Source organism: Vibrio sp. 10N.222.52.C12, from assembly GCF_041474215.1.
Lineage (GTDB): Bacteria > Pseudomonadota > Gammaproteobacteria > Enterobacterales > Vibrionaceae > Vibrio > Vibrio crassostreae_C.
The window spans coordinates 1-14734 of record NZ_JBFRTR010000168.1 but is presented as its reverse complement, the minus strand read 5'-3'; the positions used below and the strand labels follow the sequence as shown (position 1 = coordinate 14734).

At 45.0% G+C, this 14734-nt stretch carries 17 protein-coding genes; 10 read left to right on the top strand and 7 right to left on the bottom strand.

What is annotated here, in order from left to right; genetic code table 11:
- The first annotated feature begins 54 nt into the window (after positions 1-54).
- Positions 55-330 (top strand): nitrogenase-stabilizing/protective protein NifW, encoded by a 276-nt coding sequence (locus AB4623_RS22850; protein ID WP_102333174.1) that lies wholly within the window; start codon positions 55-57, stop codon positions 328-330.
- Positions 331-465: 135 nt separating this feature from the next.
- The gene (locus AB4623_RS22845; RefSeq protein ID WP_017060330.1) at positions 466-1590 is read left to right on the top strand and encodes a M14-type cytosolic carboxypeptidase; all 1125 of its coding nucleotides are present in this window, start codon (positions 466-468) and stop codon (positions 1588-1590) included.
- Positions 1591-1733: 143 nt separating this feature from the next.
- Here AB4623_RS22845 and AB4623_RS22840 read toward each other — a convergent pair whose 3' ends face one another.
- Complete coding sequence (locus tag AB4623_RS22840) at positions 1734-2090, bottom strand: hypothetical protein (RefSeq protein WP_017060329.1); 357 nt, start codon at positions 2088-2090, stop codon at positions 1734-1736.
- Between the two features lie 267 nt (positions 2091-2357).
- Positions 2358-2984, bottom strand: coding sequence for a LysE family translocator (locus tag AB4623_RS22835; protein WP_017060328.1), 627 nt, complete (start codon positions 2982-2984; stop codon positions 2358-2360).
- 209 nt (positions 2985-3193) lie between these two features.
- Between AB4623_RS22835 and AB4623_RS22830 the strand changes: the two genes are divergently transcribed.
- From AB4623_RS22830 to AB4623_RS22820, 3 genes are all read left to right on the top strand, one after another.
- Positions 3194-4432: a DEAD/DEAH box helicase gene (locus tag AB4623_RS22830; protein ID WP_372147418.1), complete on the top strand. Its 1239-nt coding sequence runs from the start codon at positions 3194-3196 to the stop codon at positions 4430-4432.
- A 250-nt stretch (positions 4433-4682) separates the two neighbouring features.
- Positions 4683-4904, top strand: a complete 222-nt coding sequence (locus AB4623_RS22825) for a hypothetical protein (protein ID WP_004734659.1) — start codon at positions 4683-4685, stop codon at positions 4902-4904.
- Positions 4905-5046: 142 nt separating this feature from the next.
- A complete protein-coding gene (locus AB4623_RS22820; protein ID WP_017065764.1) occupies positions 5047-5349 on the top strand; it encodes a thiamine-binding protein in 303 nt (100 codons plus the stop codon).
- A gap of 57 nt (positions 5350-5406) precedes the next feature.
- On the opposite strand, the gene AB4623_RS22815 is transcribed toward AB4623_RS22820, so the two are convergent.
- Both AB4623_RS22815 and AB4623_RS22810 read right to left on the bottom strand, forming a co-directional pair.
- The gene (locus tag AB4623_RS22815; protein WP_017060325.1) at positions 5407-5574 is read right to left on the bottom strand and encodes a hypothetical protein; all 168 of its coding nucleotides are present in this window, start codon (positions 5572-5574) and stop codon (positions 5407-5409) included.
- A gap of 109 nt (positions 5575-5683) precedes the next feature.
- Positions 5684-5947, bottom strand: coding sequence for a DUF1289 domain-containing protein (locus AB4623_RS22810; protein ID WP_017060324.1), 264 nt, complete (start codon positions 5945-5947; stop codon positions 5684-5686).
- A gap of 188 nt (positions 5948-6135) precedes the next feature.
- Here AB4623_RS22810 and AB4623_RS22805 point away from each other — a divergent pair, with 188 nt between their 5' ends.
- The 5 genes from AB4623_RS22805 (at position 6136) to AB4623_RS22785 (ending at position 11106) form a co-directional block, all read left to right on the top strand.
- Positions 6136-6582 carry an META domain-containing protein gene (locus AB4623_RS22805; protein ID WP_004734625.1) on the top strand — a complete coding sequence of 149 codons (447 nt, stop codon included), beginning with the start codon at positions 6136-6138 and terminating at the stop codon, positions 6580-6582.
- A 428-nt stretch (positions 6583-7010) separates the two neighbouring features.
- Positions 7011-8177, top strand: a complete 1167-nt coding sequence (locus AB4623_RS22800; RefSeq protein WP_372147417.1) for an ABC transporter substrate-binding protein — start codon at positions 7011-7013, stop codon at positions 8175-8177.
- A gap of 5 nt (positions 8178-8182) precedes the next feature.
- Positions 8183-9883 carry an ABC transporter permease gene (locus AB4623_RS22795; protein ID WP_017065762.1) on the top strand — a complete coding sequence of 567 codons (1701 nt, stop codon included), beginning with the start codon at positions 8183-8185 and terminating at the stop codon, positions 9881-9883.
- Entirely contained in the window at positions 9849-10499 is a 651-nt protein-coding gene (locus AB4623_RS22790; protein WP_017065359.1) for an ATP-binding cassette domain-containing protein, read from the top strand. The genes AB4623_RS22795 and AB4623_RS22790 overlap by 35 nt, the downstream gene beginning before the upstream one ends.
- Positions 10489-11106 carry a CDP-alcohol phosphatidyltransferase family protein gene (locus AB4623_RS22785; protein ID WP_017060320.1) on the top strand — a complete coding sequence of 206 codons (618 nt, stop codon included), beginning with the start codon at positions 10489-10491 and terminating at the stop codon, positions 11104-11106. The genes AB4623_RS22790 and AB4623_RS22785 overlap by 11 nt, the downstream gene beginning before the upstream one ends.
- A 93-nt stretch (positions 11107-11199) precedes the next feature.
- Here the strand turns inward: AB4623_RS22785 and AB4623_RS22780 are convergent, their stop codons facing one another.
- The 3 genes from AB4623_RS22780 to AB4623_RS22770 form a co-directional block, all read right to left on the bottom strand.
- Positions 11200-12153, bottom strand: a complete 954-nt coding sequence (locus tag AB4623_RS22780) for a class I SAM-dependent methyltransferase (protein WP_017060319.1) — start codon at positions 12151-12153, stop codon at positions 11200-11202.
- A gap of 8 nt (positions 12154-12161) precedes the next feature.
- Positions 12162-12860 carry a TIGR01621 family pseudouridine synthase gene (locus AB4623_RS22775; RefSeq protein WP_371725002.1) on the bottom strand — a complete coding sequence of 233 codons (699 nt, stop codon included), beginning with the start codon at positions 12858-12860 and terminating at the stop codon, positions 12162-12164.
- 177 nt (positions 12861-13037) lie between these two features.
- Positions 13038-14654, bottom strand: a complete 1617-nt coding sequence (locus AB4623_RS22770; RefSeq protein ID WP_102333160.1) for a methyl-accepting chemotaxis protein — start codon at positions 14652-14654, stop codon at positions 13038-13040.
- Positions 14655-14734 lie beyond the last annotated feature (80 nt).

Here is a 14734-nt window from a genome sequence, read left to right as displayed (position 1 = left end):
AACAAATCGTAAACTCGATACAATAGTTGTCACCAGAACAGAAACCTACTTCCCATGAGCCAAACAGAATTCCAACAAAAAATAGCGAGTTTCACTGCCATCGAACAAGCGCTTGATTACTTTGAGATTGGCTTTGATAGCAAGTTCATCGACCAAAATAGAGTCGAGCTTATGAAACGCTTTAATGGTTATCTGATCCTGTCAAAACCCGATGATTGGTTCTCAGGAAGAAGAGCGCTGAAAAACGCTTATTGTAAGGTTCAACGCAGCAAGTTAGATCGCCACACACGTTCAGCCTGTCGTGGGTGTACAACTTGTCAGCGTCGATAGATAGGAAGTACTGCTCAAAGTAGAGAACTAAAAAGTAGATAGTTGAAATAACATCTCATTACGATTTAGTTAGTGGTTTGCTCGAAAAAAAGTGTGCTAGTCTTACGGCAACTCAACTACGAGATAAAAACTACAATGAAAATTTTCAGCAATTTCGAAAGCGGCAACATTCACGTCGTTTCTGCAGATTCACCACAAAACATTCAACTGACGATCCCAGCAGACTACCAAACTGAAATCTCTCAGTGGTTTCACTTCCGCTTAGAAAGTGAAGCTCAACAATCTCACCACTTTGAAATCGGTCAATTGGCAACATCTGCCTACCCTGAAGGCTGGAAAGATTACGATGTGGTTGCATCGTATGACCGTGAAGAGTGGTTCCGTATCCCATCTCAGTTCGATGGCGATACATTAAGCTTCGATATCATCCCTGAACACGATTCAATGTACTTCGCGTACTTCGCGCCGTACTCATACGATCGTCACCAAGATCTTCTGCACAATGCTCAAACGCACCCTGCTTGTAAGCTTGAAACTCTAGGTCAGACGCTAGACAACAACGACATCACTTTGCTAACCATCGGCGAGCCAAGTGAAGAGAAGAAAAACATCTGGGTTATTGGTCGCCAACACCCTGGCGAGACGATGGCTGAATGGCTGATCGAAGGCCTGCTACAACGCCTACTTGATGAAACAGATACGGTTGGTCGCTCTCTTCTAGACAGCGTTGTGTTCAGAGTTGTACCAAACATGAACCCAGATGGCAGCATCCGCGGTCACCTGCGTACTAACGCGATTGGCGTAAACCTGAACCGCGAATGGCAATCACCTTCTATGGAACGCAGCCCAGAAGTATTCCTTGTTCGCGAGCGTATGCTAGAAACGGGCGTTGACCTGTGTCTAGATATTCACGGCGACGAAGCGATTCCATATAACTTTGTAGCAGGTAGCGAAGGCACACCTTCTTACAACGAGCGCATCGCGAAGCTAGAGAGCCACTTCAAGCAAGCACTGCTCACTATCACGCCAGAGTTCCAAGATGAATTTGGTTACGATAAAGACGAACCAGGCAAAGCAAACATGACAGTTGGCACAAACTGGATTGGTGAGCAATTCAAGTGTTTGGCTTACACCGTCGAGATGCCATTTAAAGATCACATCAGTCACGCTGACGAACTTTACGGCTGGTCTCCAGAACGAAGTGTCGCGTTTGGTCACGATATGCTAGCCGCAGTTTGGGCTACAGTAGACGAGCTATAAGGCGAACTAAGCTCATTAGCTTTACCTGTATCGCCTTTGGTTTATAAGAATCTGGGCTATAGATAGAACAAAGCCCAGCACTTGTGAAAGTGCTGGGCTTTTTAATATCGGCTTGGATGAGTGAATCTAACTTTAAAAGCTTTCTATGCCACTCTGAGGCTAGCAAAAAACACTGGGTATCTTTGCCTAATGTGGCGTTGTTCAGACACCATATCTTTGAAGCTCGGACCTTGTGATAACTGAACGATCACTTCGTCACCTTCTTGTCGCAATACAGCACCGCTAATATCGATACTGTTGTTGTCATGCAACCTCAAGGTGCCGGCCATTGAAAAGCCACGATAAACCGGAATGATGTTACGCATCATCAGGCGTACACCCTTTTCAGAAACTTCGCTGACATGAAAAAGCTCATCCTTAATTCGCATCACCGGACGAGCCTTTTGAGGGTACTTTAAGCGGTAATATTTGCGTTTCTGGGTGAATGAATCTTCACGCATTGGTGACTCCCTGTCTCTGTTATTTCGGTCAAGCAATAGGCTGTAGCTTCAATTGGTCTCAAATAAACACATTCACCAAATTGATAGCTAATAATTATATCGACTTCCCGAGCTAATGCTTTAGAGATTTATACAGAGAAACACTGATTGCTTAGCATTCAGTAAAAAATGAGAACTGAATCGGAAATGAAAACTAAGATGGAAACGAGAACTAAGCCGGAAATGAACTGAACCAATAGCTAAAAACCCAATTCTTCGCATCGCACCCTAAAGCTGAAACAATGCCAACTGAATGCTGAAGCCCACGAATAGAATCCCACACACAATGTTCATCATTTGCGAGGTGCGCTTTTGAACTAACAAGCGCTTAAAGGTATCCGCCATTAAGATCACAACTAAGAACCACATCGACACCACTGACGCTTGAATTGCACCAAGTATCAAACTGTCTGTCACAATCGCATCTGTTGAAACAAATTGAGGGAATATAGAAAGATAAAACAGGACAATTTTAGGATTCAGTAGATTAGTGAGAAGCCCTTTGAAAAATTGCTTATAAAGCTTACTTCCCGATGCACTGACCACAGAGAGCACGCCCTCTTGAGCGCGCAGCGCCGCACGAAAATGGTTATACCCAAGCCAGACAAGATACAAAACCCCAGCCCACTTTAGCCCTTCAAAGGCCATGGGAGTGTTCGACAGTAATAAGCTTATGCCGTTAGCCGAGATAAAGGCATGAAAAAAGAAACCACATGACACGCCCAACACGTTCACAAATGCGAACAGCTTCCTTTGAGTTAAGGCTGTGCTTAATACCAACAGCGCATTTGGGCCCGGGATAATGGCAATAAAAAACACGATAACGATAAACAGCCAGATACTGTCCCAACTCATTTCGATCTCATTTCATGAACATTTTTAGGGCGGACATTGTACGTCCATTCAGTGCCATTACAATATGATAAACGCTTAATTATCGCGTATAGCTAACAGACATAATTCGCGCGTATAATGAATGTGTTTATCGTCTAACATACAAAACTGATTCTCTAACATTTGTAGCCCTGATAGACTCCACCTCCTTTTTGATACTTGGTTCATTTATGTCATTTGATAGCCTAACCCTTAACGCAAAAACCGTCTCCGCGCTCTCATCTCAATTCAATAAGCCGACAGAGATACAGCAAGCGGTAATTCCTACCATTATTGCGGGGAAAGACGTACTCGCATTGGCTCAAACGGGCAGCGGTAAAACATTGGCGTTCGGCTTACCTTTACTGAATAACATCAACCAAGATGTGAATGAACTGCAAGCACTGATCATTGTTCCAACCCGTGAACTTGCATCTCAAGTGACCAAATCTTTAGAACCGATCGCGACAACGCTCAATATCAAATTGGTAACGCTAACGGGCGGCGTAAATACTGATGATCAACAGCAACAATTATCGACTAAACCACAATTAGCCATCGCCACACCGGGCCGCCTACTTGCTTTAATCAAAAGTGATGAACTGGATATAGCTCGGTGTTCATCATTGGTTCTTGATGAAGCCGACCGCCTGATCGACATGGGATTTTGGCCAGATATTCAAGCGATTACTGCAGCACTACCAAGTAAACGTCAGTCACTGTTGTTCTCTGCGACACTTCCGCCCGAATTAGTAGGGCAAGCTGAAGAGCTTCTTTTAAATCCAGTTAAAGTCACGACACATCAAGAAAACAGCGTGGTCGCGACTATTGAAGAAACCCTGTATTTAGTGAACAAAGGCAGTAAAGCTCAAGCGCTCATCGCACTACTCAATCAACACACATGGCCGCAAGTATTGGTCTTTATTGGCGCAAAAGACAATGCCGACGCATTAACCAAGCGATTGAATAAAGCCAAAATCAGTGTGAGTGCGTTACATGGAAATAAGAGCCAAGAAGAACGAGAGCAAGCATTAGAAAGTTTCAAAAATGGCGAGACTCGTGTGCTTATCGCGACAGACGTGATGGCTCGCGGCATCCATATTGATCAGCTGCCTGTCGTGATTAATTTTGATTTGCCGACACACTCCGCAACTTACGTACACCGAGTTGGTCGCACAGCAAGAGCAGGAAGCACTGGTTGCGCTATCTCTCTGGTTAGTCACAGCGAAACTGACTACCTAAATGCGATTCGTACTCTGACCAATAAGCCTCTTGTGCTACAAGCATTAGAAGGTTTCCCTGTTACAGACAAACCTGCATCTGAAGTGACAGCTCGCAAACGTCCACCTAAAGACAAAATGGCTAACCGAAGAACCGCAAAGAAGAAAAGTGCTAAGCAATTTAAGAGCAAGCTAAGTTCTTCAAAATAACCAGCTCTTCAAAATAACCATAGAAAATCGATTAGCCCAGTTTGCACTGGGCTTTTTATATGCAATCAAATGTAAAATCACAACCTATCGACTCAGACAAAATGCCAATTTAAATGACACTTTTGTGAATTATGATGCCAAGGTATTGATTCTTGGTTGCTCAAAAAAAATACTTTCTGATCACGTTGACGCCCCTATATCTGGCAACTAGATTTTTCTATTAGTGTCTAAAAACCGGGAGGTCATTGAAATGAAACGTGCAAGCTCTACATATCGATTACAACTGATTAAGGAAGTGGCTACTCGCCGAGATCGTCAGAGTTCCAATGACCCAATGGCAAACTACATACAAAACCTAATCGACAACAAAGACGACTGTGATACCTCGGTGGAACGCAACCAGAGGTTCAGTGGTAGTCATTTTGATGAGCATATTGGTGGTTGGGTTAGCGACCACTGGGGTAGCAAGTAGTCCGATATCTCCAGTCACTCGTGTCATAAATAAAGCAGCGTAACCGCTGTAGAATTTATCTCCGCATTAACCTATCATCTGCAACAAATCCCTATCATTGAGTAAGCAGAAAGTGTCTGAGTTAAAAAGAGAAAAAGAAGTGATGGTTGCCTTCCAAGTGATCCCTCGCGTTAAAGAAGGCAACAACTTCGAAGTAGTTGATAAAGCCATTGAAGTTGTGAAAGCAGCCGATGTCCCTTTCCAAGTTGGTGCGATGGAAACCACAATGAAAGGTGAACTCAATCAATTACTCGATATCGTTAAAAAAGCAGAACAAGCTTGCTACGATGCAGGGGCGGTAGAAGTGATCACAAACATTAAGATTCACAGTAAAACCACCGAGGCCGATGATACATTTTGCACGTACCATCGAGGTGTAACGAAAGCGAATCACATGTTTGTTTAATCACATTTTTGTTTCTGAAAACTGAGCTTTAAGAAAGGCTCTGAAGAACCAGTGGTGTTATTGGAAAGGCATGTCTGAGAGGTGAGAAAGGATTTCCATTCGTTCTTCTTCTGACATCGAATGCCAATCACGCGGAGTCTCTTCAGGGTCATCTTTTGCCCCGATCGGTTTTCGGTCAAGTGCTTTGACTGGCTCTTTTTTGATTTTTACGTTCTTTTTATTCATACCGACACCACTCCTTCAGGTACAAAGGTACCTACTTTAATATTACACCCCAACCATTATGTAAAGTAATAGTTACTTCGGAGTTAAATAAAATCTAAATACTTCCTCTTTAGCCAAAAAGATCTCTTTGGGGACTGGTATTTCCCTCTTCATCGACCTGCTTACCAATCAAGTTTTTTTGATTCATTATTTTTCTTCTATAGCGCTGACGACACAGCTTTATCACGTGCAATTGTTCTGACGGTGTCATCGACATCCAATTAAAGCGCTCTTCTCTCTTGCGCATACAACCGTTGCAATAGCCTTTGTCATCGCTTGAACAAACCCCAACGCAAGGGCTTGGAACTTGGAAAAACTCTAACTGCTCCACCATGCCTCCTTACACATTCAAAATTACGCTTACTCTCTCAAAAATAAGCGATTAATTTGTCGCCTGGCTCATGAAATCCATACTAAACTATGACCTTATACTGACACATATAGTGTTTTGTAAACTATACTTTGAACCCATCAAGTTACACTTATCCGGTAACTTCGTTCTTTCCTTTGGAGCCTTATAATATGAAGTTTAGTTCAAAAAAATTACTAGCAGTAGCCGCTTTACCTATGATGCTAGCAGCATGCACAACAACAGGTGACAACGCGATGCAAGTAACACCAACCGATCTACAGCACCATAATTGGGAACTTGCGCAAATTGATGGCAAGGACATTGTGAAAAGCGAAGACCAAGCAGCTCCTCGTCTAGAGATCGGCGAAAAGATGACTGCAAACGGCATGGCTGGTTGTAACAACTTCTTCGGTCAAGGCGAGCTGAAAGACGGTCAATTCCGTATCAAGCAAATGGGCATGACAATGAAAATGTGTCACGGCTCTGCGATGGAAATCGAACAATCGGTTTCTGCTACTCTAAGCGAGTGGAGCGACGTAACGCTAACAAACGATACGCTAGTACTGAAAAACGATGTACACACGCTAACGTACACAATTCGTGACTGGGTAAACTAATCCGTCATCGAAACCAAATACTGATTAAAGGAGCCTGATGGCTCCTTTTTTATTGTCAGCTTGCCCTCACTACTTCTTCAAAATTGGCACTCATCGCCGACTTTTCGTACCAGCCTCCAATAAACCTCAAAAATCTCTCATTTAGATGCAATAAATTCAACGGTTCAGCGGTCTGTTGCTAGGATGGCAAAAGCCTAGAGTCTGTCGAGTTTTCGAGGTGATTACAGATCGAACAAAACTCAACCGAGAACTCCCTGCTTGTTCTCAAGTAATTGATTGAATTTACTGTTGAATTAGAATTTATTTCAGAAACAGATAGAATAACTATTAGGGCATGTTGATCTTTCGTTAACCACGAAGGGTCAACACGCCCTAGGGAGTTTGAAAATACAATGCTCTTGCCCGTTCACTACCAAATGGAAAAGTTTATGAACAATATAGTAACTACGTTAGGAATCATGGCAACCGTTGCATACAGCGCAACCATTTATGCTGATGAAGCAACATCCATCGACAGCTGGAACCAAATAGAACAGCAGGCAGAGGGAGAAACTGTCTACTTTCACGCTTGGGGCGGAAGCCAAGAGATCAATCGTTACCTACAGTGGGCAGGCAAGAAATTACAAAGTGACTACGGTGTCACGTTAAAGCATGTGAAAGTGACCGATATTGCGGAAACCACCACTCGACTGCTTGCTGAAAAAGCGGCAGGAAAGAACAGTGAAGGCAGCGTCGATATCGTCTGGATTAATGGCGAGAACTTCCGTTCGATGAAAGACAACGCGCTATTGTTTGGGCCATTTACGGAATCACTTCCAAATTGGCAGTATGTCGATAAGTCTCTGCCAATTGATGTCGATTTCTCAGAGCCGACAGAAGGCTTAGAAGCACCGTGGGGCGTGGGACAACTGGTGTTCATTCATGACCAAGAAACACTTCACAACCCGCCACAATCATTCTCTGAGATGTTAAGCTACGCTCAGGCTTTCCCGAACCGCTTAAGCTACCCTCGCCCACCAGAGTTTCATGGCACGAGCTTCATTAAGTCACTACTGATTGAACTAACAAACAATAACCCTGCGCTGGCTCAGCCGGTTTCAGAAGACAACTTCCAAGAAGTAACGGCACCACTGTGGGCTTACTTAGATAAATTCCATAAAGTGGCGTGGCGCGGTGGAAAGCAGTTCCCAGCAGGCACATCGGAAAGCATCCAACTTCTGGATGACGGACAGATCGATCTCGCGATTACGTTTAATCCAAACTCTGTTTATTCAGCACAAGCCAGTGGTCGCTTAGCCGAAACCACTAAGGCTTATGCTCTAGAAAGCGGCGCTCTATCTAACATTCACTTCCTTGCGATTCCTTGGAACGCCAATGCAACCGCGGGTGCTCAAGTGACCATTAACTTCTTACTGAGCCCTGAAGCACAGTCTCGCAAGGGGGACCTCAATGTTTGGGGCGATCCTTCGGTTCTGAGCAGCAAGTACCTCACTGGCAGCGCTAAAAACACCCAGCAATTTAAATCGGTTGATGAACCACACCCTAGCTGGCAAAACGCGCTCGAGAAAGAGTGGCTTAAGCGATACGGTAACTAGTCTTCATGCTACGCGCTCTATATTTTGTTGTTATAGCTGTATGCATTATCCCGACCATTCCTGGGGTAGCGGGAGTCGTGGCTTCGTCACTGAGTTTCATCCCGCCCCTTGGTTTAGAGGAGCCGACACTCAACGGTTTTAGCCAAGTCTTTCAATGGGAAGGGGCTTGGCACTCTATTGGCTTAAGCCTAGGTTCAGCAATTGCAAGCAGCTATATAGCCTGCTTCCTGACCTTTTGTATTCTTCAAGCCTCTTGGGGAAACAAGTTTTGGAGAAAGATTGAGTTTACGCTATCGCCAATGCTTGCCATTCCACATGTAGCTTTCGCTATCGGCTTTGCTTTTCTGTTTAGTCCAACGGGGCTTGGCGCAAGAGCGGTACATCACTTGCTCGGCGAATCGGCTACCAGCTCTGAATTGGCGTTATTGGTGAAAGACCCATACGCGTTCGGCTTAATTATTATGCTCGCACTCAAAGAAGTCCCCTTCTTATTGCTGATGAGCATTTCGATACTTCAGCAAATTGATGTAGAGCGTATCACCAAGGTCAGTGCATCGCTCGGTTACAGCCGCGCTCAGATCTGGTGGAAATGTATTTTCCCACAATGGTTTACTAAGCTTCGTTTCCCAATGCTGGCGGTACTCGCTTACAGTGTCTCGGTTGTCGATATTGCTTTGATCATAGGCCCAACCAACCCGCCGACCTTTGCCGTTTTGGTATGGCAATGGTTCAACGATCCGGATCTTAACCTACTTCCGCGAGCTGCTGCTGGTGCCATCGTTTTGTTTGGTTTAGCTTCGTTGATCATCGCCTTGGCGCGTTTAGTTGAATGGGCGGTTCTTAAGTACTTTCGAACTTGGCAGTATTCCGGAAGAACAGGGGCAAACCTTCCGGGGAAAACGGTATTCACTGTCCTTGCTAGCCTTTCACTGCTGATCATTCCTTTAATGGTAATTTGGAGCGTTGCTCAGCGTTGGCGCTTCCCTGATTTACTGCCGAGCCGCTACAGCACGCGCTTCTGGGAGTTCGAGTGGGAAGGCATCATGAGCACCGTTGGTCAAAGCTTATGGATTGGTCTGATTGCTGCTTCAATCGCTTTGTTGCTTGCGCTGGTTGCTCACGAATACAGAATCAAATACAAGTGGCAAGTTCCGGGCTTCATTATCGCTATTCCAATGCTAATACCGCAGCTTTCAGTGTTGTTTGGTATGCAAGTCACGACCCTCTACATCGGCAGTAGTGCCTATGAGTTCTGGGTGATTTGGGCGCATGTTTTCTTTGCTTTCCCGTTTGTGTACCTGTCTTTGGATGGCCCGTGGAAAAGCTTCAATGATGGGTTGATTAAAGCCTCGCTGAGCCTAGGTAAATCGCCATTTCAGAGTTGGTATTCGATCAAACTACCAATCTTGCTTCCTGCGATTGCCTTTGCTTGGGCGGTCGGGATCAGCGTGAGTTTGGCCCAATACCTTCCAACATTAATGCTCGGCGCGGGCCGTATTAGCACGATCACCACAGAAGCCGTTGCACTTACCAGTGGTTTCGACCGCAGGGTGACAGCAATCTATGCCATTTGGCAGGCCCTATTGCCTCTGTTCTTTTTCTCTTTAGCGATATTAGTCAGCCGACTTCAACTGAGATATCGCCGTCTTACTTTTAAAGGTTTCCTAAGTAATGAGTCTGTACCTCAACGACCTCGCCATCCGTAAAACCGATGGAGATTCGCTGTTCTCAGCGCTAAACGTCACATTAGAATCTGGCCAAATACTAGCTTTGATGGGGCCGAGTGGCTGCGGAAAGTCGACCTTACTGGATGCGATTGCTGGTCACTTAAGTGAAGAGTTTTCGTACTCTGGCACCGTTGTGTTGAACAATATTCAGCTCGACGAGCTTCCATCACATCAGCGTGAAGTCGGTATTTTGTTTCAAGATGACTTGTTGTTTCCGCACCTCAAAGTATGGGAAAACTTGGCCTTTTCGTTACCGAACTCTGTTAAAGGTTCCGCTCGCCAAAAACAAGCAATGGCTGCACTAAAAGACATAGAGCTAACTCACTTAGCTGAATCTTTCCCGGATCAAATATCCGGCGGTCAACGCGCAAGAATAAGCTTGACTCGTATGTTGTTAGCCAAGCCTAAACTCGCCCTGCTTGACGAACCGTTCAGCAAGCTAGACCAAGAGTTAAGAGCACAATTTCGCGATTGGGTCTTCGAACAGCTGACCAAAGCGAATATCCCTACATTAATGGTCACGCACGACGAAGCCGATGTACCTCAAGGGGCAGAAGTACTGTCTTGGCCATGGAGAAGTAACCATGCTGGATAAGTACTCCATTAAGGTCATTAAGTGGCCATTAAATCAGTCTGCTAAGTTACTAAACCAATTGGGTATCACGGCCAATCAAACCACGTTATTCGGATTTCTGATTGGGTGTTTAGCGTTTCCAGCGTTGGCATTTCAACAATATGAGTGGGCGTTAGGCTTCATTGTGTTTAATAGAGTATGTGATGGGCTTGATGGAGCCTTGGCTCGAATCCAAGGCATTAGTGATGCGGGCGGTTTCCTCGATATCAGCCTAGATTTCCTATTCTACTCGCTGATCCCTTTTGGATTTGTCATTGCCAACCCAGAACACAACGCCATTGCCGGTGCATTTTTGATCTTCTCTTTTATCGGCACAGGCAGCAGCTTTTTAGCGTTTGCGGTTATGGCAGGCAAGCGAGGCATTGAAAACCCAGTCTATAAGCATAAGTCTCTGTACTACATGTCAGGGCTAACCGAAGGCACTGAAACCATCGCTTGTTTCATCGCGTTTTGTATTTGGCCTCAACACTTTGCGGTTATCGCTTACACCTTTGGTGCAGCTTGTTGGCTAACCACGTTCATGCGTATTTATTTTGGTTTTCAGACACTAAAAAACCAAGCTAGTTAATAAATGAGTTAGTTTCTTGCACCTATAAAAACGCCGCTCATTGTGAGCGGCGTTTTCTATATTAGTATGGATAATGCCCGCTAAATCATGACATCAAGCTTCAGCTGAAGCCGTGATTTTAAACCTCAATACCTTTAGGCTTGAATCAAGGTCGACATCGACAAACTCAGGCGGGTTGTCCAGACGCTCAATGAACTCAACGCTTGGTGCTTCTTCTGCCATCGTCTCAATCAGGAAGTTTGGTGATACTGCTGGTGAGTTCACACACGCAATCACTTCACCGCCTTCAGTTAGAAGTTCAGGCAAACGACGTAAGATTTTTTTGTAATCTTTGGTTAGAGCAAAGCTGCCTTTTTGGAACGAAGGTGGATCGATGATAACGAGCTCGTAAGGACCGCCCTTCTTGATTTTTCCCCACGACTTAAAAATATCGTAGCCAAGGAAGTTAACCGAGCGCATATCGTGATCATTCAGACGGTGGTTATCGCGGCCTTTATTCAACGAGCCACGAGACATGTCCACGTTCATACATTGACGAGCACCACCAGCGATAGCCGCGACAGAGAAACCACAAGTGTATGCGAACAGGTTAAGAACGTTCTTATCCTGAGCATTATCTTGTACCCACTGACGACCATTACGCATGTCTAGGAACAAACCGAAGTTCTGATTACGGCCAATGTCTAATTGGTACTTAAGACCATGCTCAACCACAACCGGAGAATCATTCAACTCGCCCCATAGAACCTCTGAAGGCGCGCCATCAGCATAACGGTGTTGCAGAACAATGCTTGTGCCCTGCTTTGATTGCCAGATATCTTTGTTGGTGAGTTGAACCAATCCAGCTTTTAGAGATGACAAGAATTCGTCGTCTACTTCTTTAAACACGTTAACCAATAGCTGTCCATCAACCCAGTCACATGTCAATTGCTCTAGACCAGGCCAAAACTTACCACGCCCGTGGAAAATACGGCGTAGTTCGTTTGGTACTTCATTAAGTTGCTGTTCAATATGACTAAAAAACAGAGGTAAAGCTGATGCTTCCATTATTTCACTCACTTAGTGTTTAGCTTTGGCCAAGTTAATGACCAAGGTTCAAGCCAACTGTCCAAACCGTTCGACACGGTTTCCTGATGCCACTTCTCACCCAAGGAGTTTAGGCTTCTTGGATCGCAGACATATTCGTAGGCTTGTGATTGATAGATAAATCGAATCGCGAAAGCATGCAGATAACCTCTGTCAGCCTCACTCGATGGATTATAAATAGGGTCACCAACAATGGCTGAGCCAATCGACTTCATCGCGACACGGATCTGGTGAGTTCGCCCCGTATAGGGTTTACATAAAAGCAAACGCTCACCGGGTTCAGCCGTTGCTGATAAAAATTGAGTAATCGCAGGGCTCTCTTTGGATGTCAGAAGTTTCCAACTTGAGCGTCGTGAACGCTCCATGTCTCCTGAGATCAAACCTTGCTTTTTCTTTGGCTTCTTAGAACCGATCGCAAGGTAGTATTTCTCTACTTCACGCTTTGCAAATAGCTGTGAAAGCTCGCTCGCCGCCGACGCATTTTTTGCCAGCAGCAGAATGCCCGAAGTCATTTTATCTAGTCGATGAACGAGATACAGCTTAGGCTCATTAATTGCCTTAGCAACTTCTTGAAGCAACATGGTATCGCCATCGTCTTTGTGGACGCTGACTCCAGGGTGCTTATTGATAAGTAAAAAATCAGAGTGGTTCAGAAGAATATCGAACATTAAAGGCTAGCTCCATTGTAGAACGTGGAGTATACCGCGTCTGAACCCAGATTCCAGCTACGAAAAAGCCCAACTCACTCAATAAATATTGAATCGTTGGGCTTCTTTTCAGCAACTAGCGATCAGTGCGTGGTCTTTACTCGATTACCAATAGGTAAATAGAACCAAGCTACCGCTTTACGCCAGTTTAAACTTACCAACTAATGCTTCTAGCTCAGCAACCTTAGCGTTCAAGCCTGATGTATTTTCGGAGCTACGAGTTGCTAGCTGCAGAGATTGCTCAGAGATATCGCTAATCGCGGTAATGTCCGCTGCAATTTCTTTGGTCACAGCCGTCTGTTCTTCTGCCGCAGTCGCAATAGAGTTAACCATGCTTTGTACATTGCCCGCACCGCTCACAATCGCTTCTAGAGCCGAAACAGCACCTGAGCTTTGCTCAACACCAATCTCAACTAAACGACAGTTATCTTGAGTGTAAGTCACCGCTTCTTGAGTGCCCGATTGAATCGATTGAATGATGCCCGAGACTTCTCGTGTCGCTTTGGTTGTTCTTTCTGCTAGCGCTCGCACTTCATCGGCTACCACAGCAAAACCACGACCAAACTCGCCTGCACGTGCCGCTTCAATTGCAGCGTTAAGAGCTAACAGGTTAGTTTGCTCAGCAATGTCTTCGATTACCTTGATAACGCTACCAATCTGCTCACCGTGAGAACCTAGAGTATTCATTTGCAACGACATATCGCTCATTTGAGTCGACACTTGTTGAATACTCGCCACCATCTCAACAATCACGTTGCGGCCATCTTCTGCAGAGGTTTCTGAGCGACGTGCTTCTTCATAAGTTGAAGTACCTTGCTGCGCCACTTCAGAAATGGTCAAGCTTAGCTCTTCAGCAGCCGTTGCAATCAAGTTAGCTTTGTCTGCTTGAGCTGATGCACCAGTAACGATGTCTTGGCTAATAGAAGAGAGCTCCCCTGTCACCGATTGGACTTGGTGAGTCACAGACGAGATTGAACCTAATAGGTCTACTAGTGATTTCTGCATCTGGTTAATCGACTTAGCCAGTTCAGCCAATTCATCACCAGAATCATCAATAATGTCGCCTGCCGTTAGGTCACCATTTGCTACACGTCGTGCTACTTGTTCTACACGAGTAAGACGATTGGTAATAGAGCTAGACAATAGATACGCAATCACACAACCAAAGACAATCGCAATAGCAGACAACACCATGATAGTGCGCTCGATGGTAGTAAACGTGTCGGTTAGTGTCAGTAGTGACTGTTCTGTATCTGCGCGCTCACTTGCTGACGCTTGATCCAGTAAGTTCTCAATAGGGATAAGATTGCTCTCATACAAAGATCGTAGCTGTTGAATATTGGCTAGTAGCGCAGCTTCATCATTGATCTTCGGCACAAGCTTTGATTCAAACTCTTGAGTGAAACGCCCCATCAGGTCTTCAATTCGCTGAATACGGCGGTGGTCTTCCGAACCTCTACTCTCCAAACGCTTAGCCTGCTCGATAGCTTGAGCAAATTCGTTCTTGCTGGTTCGATAATCATTGAGTGCGTTATCAACCAGTGTAATTGCACCAAGCGCATCTCGGTATACATCACCCGCTTCATCAATCAGTACCAGGTAGGTAACAGTACCCGGAACATCGTCCATTCTAATTTCATCTGCGCTCTGGTGCGCGCCGATAACTTCTATCCATACAATACTGACTAACGTAACAAGCACCGCCAATATAGAGCCAAAACCGGCATACAGTTTCTTTCTCACTGACAATTTCACACAACACCTACCTAAATTAAATACCGATCAAAAATTCTTGATATTCAATATATCGGCTAGGTGACGGATAACTTTAGTGA

What these genes read in the sequence shown, in the direction of transcription:
- AB4623_RS22775 (WP_371725002.1), bottom strand. Translation starts at nt 12,860, where the DNA reads ATGTTCGATATTCTTCTGAACCACTCTGATTTTTTACTTATCAATAAG.
- AB4623_RS22825 (WP_004734659.1), top strand. Translation starts at nt 4,683, where the DNA reads ATGAAACGTGCAAGCTCTACATATCGATTACAACTGATTAAGGAAGTG.
- AB4623_RS22785 (WP_017060320.1), top strand. Translation starts at nt 10,489, where the DNA reads ATGCTGGATAAGTACTCCATTAAGGTCATTAAGTGGCCATTAAATCAG.
- AB4623_RS22840 (WP_017060329.1), bottom strand. Translation starts at nt 2,090, where the DNA reads ATGCGTGAAGATTCATTCACCCAGAAACGCAAATATTACCGCTTAAAG.
- AB4623_RS22810 (WP_017060324.1), bottom strand. Translation starts at nt 5,947, where the DNA reads ATGGTGGAGCAGTTAGAGTTTTTCCAAGTTCCAAGCCCTTGCGTTGGG.
- AB4623_RS22795 (WP_017065762.1), top strand. Translation starts at nt 8,183, where the DNA reads ATGCTACGCGCTCTATATTTTGTTGTTATAGCTGTATGCATTATCCCG.
- AB4623_RS22815 (WP_017060325.1), bottom strand. Translation starts at nt 5,574, where the DNA reads ATGAATAAAAAGAACGTAAAAATCAAAAAAGAGCCAGTCAAAGCACTT.
- AB4623_RS22805 (WP_004734625.1), top strand. Translation starts at nt 6,136, where the DNA reads ATGAAGTTTAGTTCAAAAAAATTACTAGCAGTAGCCGCTTTACCTATG.
- AB4623_RS22835 (WP_017060328.1), bottom strand. Translation starts at nt 2,984, where the DNA reads ATGAGTTGGGACAGTATCTGGCTGTTTATCGTTATCGTGTTTTTTATT.
- AB4623_RS22800 (WP_372147417.1), top strand. Translation starts at nt 7,011, where the DNA reads ATGAACAATATAGTAACTACGTTAGGAATCATGGCAACCGTTGCATAC.
- AB4623_RS22850 (WP_102333174.1), top strand. Translation starts at nt 55, where the DNA reads ATGAGCCAAACAGAATTCCAACAAAAAATAGCGAGTTTCACTGCCATC.
- AB4623_RS22830 (WP_372147418.1), top strand. Translation starts at nt 3,194, where the DNA reads ATGTCATTTGATAGCCTAACCCTTAACGCAAAAACCGTCTCCGCGCTC.
- AB4623_RS22820 (WP_017065764.1), top strand. Translation starts at nt 5,047, where the DNA reads ATGGTTGCCTTCCAAGTGATCCCTCGCGTTAAAGAAGGCAACAACTTC.
- AB4623_RS22845 (WP_017060330.1), top strand. Translation starts at nt 466, where the DNA reads ATGAAAATTTTCAGCAATTTCGAAAGCGGCAACATTCACGTCGTTTCT.
- AB4623_RS22780 (WP_017060319.1), bottom strand. Translation starts at nt 12,153, where the DNA reads ATGGAAGCATCAGCTTTACCTCTGTTTTTTAGTCATATTGAACAGCAA.
- AB4623_RS22790 (WP_017065359.1), top strand. Translation starts at nt 9,849, where the DNA reads ATGAGTCTGTACCTCAACGACCTCGCCATCCGTAAAACCGATGGAGAT.